The sequence below is a fragment of the Nocardiopsis sp. NPDC055879 genome (assembly GCF_053615935.1).
Window position 1 is genome coordinate 1 of sequence record NZ_JBSHCT010000064.1, and the last position, 3,789, is coordinate 3,789.

Annotated in this window: 2 protein-coding genes; one reads left to right on the top strand and one right to left on the bottom strand. The window is 69.4% G+C overall.

Annotation, left to right across the window (positions count from 1 at the left end; all coding sequences use genetic code 11):
- Positions 1-71: 71 nt before the first annotated feature.
- A complete protein-coding gene (locus ACWGKS_RS29640; protein WP_452525026.1) occupies positions 72-1,445 on the bottom strand; it encodes a hypothetical protein in 1,374 nt (457 codons plus the stop codon).
- A gap of 204 nt (positions 1,446-1,649) precedes the next feature.
- On the opposite strand from ACWGKS_RS29640, the gene ACWGKS_RS29645 reads away from it, so the two are divergent.
- Positions 1,650-3,761, top strand: coding sequence for a UvrD-helicase domain-containing protein (locus ACWGKS_RS29645; RefSeq protein WP_452525028.1), 2,112 nt, complete (start codon positions 1,650-1,652; stop codon positions 3,759-3,761).
- Positions 3,762-3,789 lie beyond the last annotated feature (28 nt).

Here is a 3,789-nt window from a genome sequence, read left to right on the forward strand (position 1 = left end):
TCATAAATACTTTAGAACGGGCCGGAAACGCTCGTTGGAGCGGTGCGGACGTTGGGGAGGTCGGGGCTTGGTCACGGGGTGCTCCGCTTCTCTTCGGTGACGAGGGGGTTCCGGTCACGGCCGATGGCCCCTCCTCGGGTCCTGCTGTGACCACGGACGAGGGTGAAGCCGTCGGGTAGATCGCCTCTGATCCCGAACCGGGACAGGAGCCGGTGGTACTCGACGCGGGCGCCGACGCCGGCGCGTTGGCCTCGGGGCAATCGACGCAGGAAGGGGGCCACCTCGTATTCGACGAGGTGCTCCCAGGGGGTCATGGGCTCGGGACGTCGCTCCTCGGGTTCAGGAGTGGCGAGTGTGTCGGAGCGGTGCGCGTGGGGGGACGCGGTCCACCGACCGCCCTCGTGGTGGGGGTCGGCCGGCTGGACCCGCATGCCGTTGGGCAGCACTCCCCCGACGCCGTGTTCGTTCACGTGGTCGTCGACGATCGTGTTGGCGTGGACGATGGCGTCGAGGTAGCCCGTGCCGGTGAGTTCGTGTTCGCTTCCGGACAGGGAGCGCAGGAAGGCCCCCACCTCGGTGACGCGTTCGCGTGGGCGGCCGGCGCGGTCGGGCGCGGGGCGGACCACGCTGCGCACCAACCAGTCCAGGTCGGGTCCGCCGAGGGGACCGTCGCGTTCGATGCGGTGGGCGAGCCCCCGGCGGTGGAAGGCGTAGCCGTTCCGGCGGCGAAGCGAGGGAAGGAGGGACAGGGCCCGGTCGATGGTGTGCAGTGCCGCGCGCAACGCCGCGGCTATCTGTAGCGGTCCGGCCTCGTCTCGAAGCAGGAGCGGCAACGGCCCGGCCATGAGTTGGGAACGTCCGGGGCCGAGGAGGTAGCGGACGAATCGCTCGTGTTCGCCGATGCGCCGGTGCGCGTGCGCGGTGCCGCGTACCCGGTGGTGCAGATGGCCCAGAGGGTCGATCCAGCGATGGTGGGCCCGCAGCCGGTCGAATCGGGCGTCACTGACGACGGTTCCGGGGCTGAAGGCGTCCACGTCGAACACCAGGCGTTCGGCGTATCCGGAGTCGGTGTCCTGGGAAGGTCGGGGATCGGTACGGCTCTCCCGGTGGACGATCTCCGCGTACAGGGGATCGTTCCCCGTCTCGATCGAGACCATCGCGCCCACGGGGAGGGGGTCCGCGGTCTCCTGTGTCGACAGGCGGGGGAAGGCGTCGAAGTCGACCGGGCCTCCCGCGTATCCGCCGAAGTCGAGGTCGTAACCGAAGTACACGGCGTTGAAGGCGACGGTGGTGTGCACGGTGCCCCGGCGAGCGACGAGCGCGTCGAGGTAGCCCAGGAGCCGGTCTCCGTCCGGCATCGTCTCCGGTCCTTGGAGCAGCTGTGGGGTGAAGAGGGGGTCGTCCTCGTAGGGGCGCCAGGGCGCCGGAGCGTCCGTGGAGTCCATCTCACTCCCCCGATCTAGAGAACCCTGCTTTCGGTGAAAGAACTATCCCAAGGCCTGTGAATATAGTCAACACCCATAGTTCACAGAGTGCTCTAAGTTACTGGTGCCGTGTTTTCCGTCGAGGGCATGCGAAGAACCGGCCGCCGGGGTAGGTTGGCCGCACACGACCGACCGGTCCTCCCCCGAGAACGAAAATCGAGCGCCGTGGCCCAGCTCGCCGTCCACAGGGACTTCCTGCAGGAATTCGCCAAGCTCCACAAGCCCGTGCAGAACCGCGTCACCGAGGTCTTCGCCAAGTTCGAACAGGCCACCCACACCGGCGTGCACCTGGAGAAGATCGCCAAGGCGCGGGACGACCGGTTCCGGAGCATCCGCATCGACCAGTTCTGGCGCGGCGTCGTGCTCGCCCCCACACGAGGCGACACCTACACGCTGCTGCGGGTGCTGCCCCACGACGAGGCCTACGAATGGGCCAAACGTCGTACCGCCTCGGTCAACCTGGCCACCGGCGGCATCGAGATCCGCGACGTGGAGGCGATGAGCACCAGCCTCCCGTTCCTCGAACAGATGGCGCAAAAGGCACCGGCCCGACTGTTCGAGCACGTAGGCGACGCCGACCTCACACGCCTGGGCGTGGACGAGCAGACCCGGACCTTCGCGCGGGCGCTCACCGACACCGAACAGCTCAACGCCGCCCAGGGGCTGATGCCCCCGGTGCAGTGGACCGTGCTGTGCGGGCTGGCCTCCGGGATGAGCCCCGAGGAGGTGTGGGACGAACTGGGCTCCCGGATCACCGAGGAGTTCGACCCCGAGGACCTGGACAGCGCGGTGCGTCGCAGCTCCGACCGGGTCCTGCTCGTCGAAGGGCCCGACGAACTCATGGCGGTACTCGCCCACCCCTTCGACCTGTGGCGCATCTACCTGCATCCGGCCCAGCGACAGGTGGTGGACGCCGTCTACCGCGGTTCCGCCCGGGTCAGCGGCGGCCCGGGCACCGGAAAGACCGTGGTCGCCCTGCACCGCGCCCACCGGTTGGCCGAACGTGGTCGGGGTGCGGTGCTACTGACCACGTTCACCTCGACGCTGGCGCGGTCCCTGGAACAGAACCTGACCCTGCTCGCAGAACACACGGGCGACCCGCTCTCCGCCGGCCGGGTCCGGGTCGAGAACATCGACCGATTCGCCCATCGTGTGTTCCGTGAGACCCACGGCCGGCCGAACCTGCTGACGGGCAACCAGGAACAGGAGCTGTGGGAGCGTCTGGCCAAGGAGCTCGGCGCCTCGGAACTGTCCCCCGCGTTCCTGTCCCAGGAGTGGCGACAGGTGGTGCTGGCGCGCCGGGTCGAGTCGGCCGACGCCTACCTGGCGGCCAAGCGCACGGGGCGGGGTCGCGGCCTGTCCCCCGCGCGCAAAGCGGTGGTCTGGCAGGTGATGTGGGCGTTCCAGCGCGAAATCACCAAGCGTGGCCTGTGGACCCACGAAACGGTGTGCGAGGAGGCCGCACGCCTGCTGGCGCGGCTGCCGGACGCCGACAAGCCCTATCGCCACGTGGTGGTGGACGAGGCCCAGGACCTGTACCCGGGACAGTGGCGGCTGCTGCGCGCCGCGGTGTCCGAGGGGCCCGACGACCTGTTCGTGACCGCCGACGCCCACCAACGCGTCTACGGCCCGCAGGTGGTGCTCTCCGAGGTGGGCGTCGACGTGCGCGGCCGGTCCTCGAAACTGCGGATCAACTACCGGACCACCGCCGAGATCCTCGACTGGAGCCTGGGGCTGGTCCACGGTCAAAGCTTCGACGACCTGGAGGGCGGCCCCGACCACGTCACCGGCTGCCGTTCGGAGATGCACGGTCTGCCACCCGAGGTGAAGGGGCTGGCCACCTGGGGCGCCGAACTCGCCCATATGGCCTCGATCGTGCGCGGCTGGACCGACTCCGGGGTCCTTCCCGAGGAGATCGGGGTGGCGGCCCGCTCCCGACGCCTGGCCCGCGAGGCGGCCCTGGCCATCGAGGAGTCCGGGCTGCGGTCTCACCTGTTGGAGGAAGGCGAGGGACCGGGCGGGGCGGTCCTGGTGGGCACCATGCACCGAATGAAGGGGCTGGAGTTCCGTTGCCTGGCCGTGGTCGCCGCCGGAGAGGCTCAGCTACCGGCCCCCCGGAGCGTGACCCCCGAGGAGGAGGACCCCGGCGCGCACTCTCGCGACCTGCTCCGTGAACGCAGTCTGCTCTTCGTAGCCTGTACACGTGCACGCGAACAACTCAGTGTGAGCTGGCACGGCCTGCCCAGCCCGTTCATCGAAGCGGTCCAGGGCCGCTGATCCCTCCCTTCCCCGCCGACGAAGAAGC

Excerpts from the sequence above, each read along its gene's own strand:
- ACWGKS_RS29640 (WP_452525026.1), bottom strand. The coding sequence starts at position 1,445 with ATGGACTCCACGGACGCTCCGGCGCCCTGGCGCCCCTACGAGGACGAC.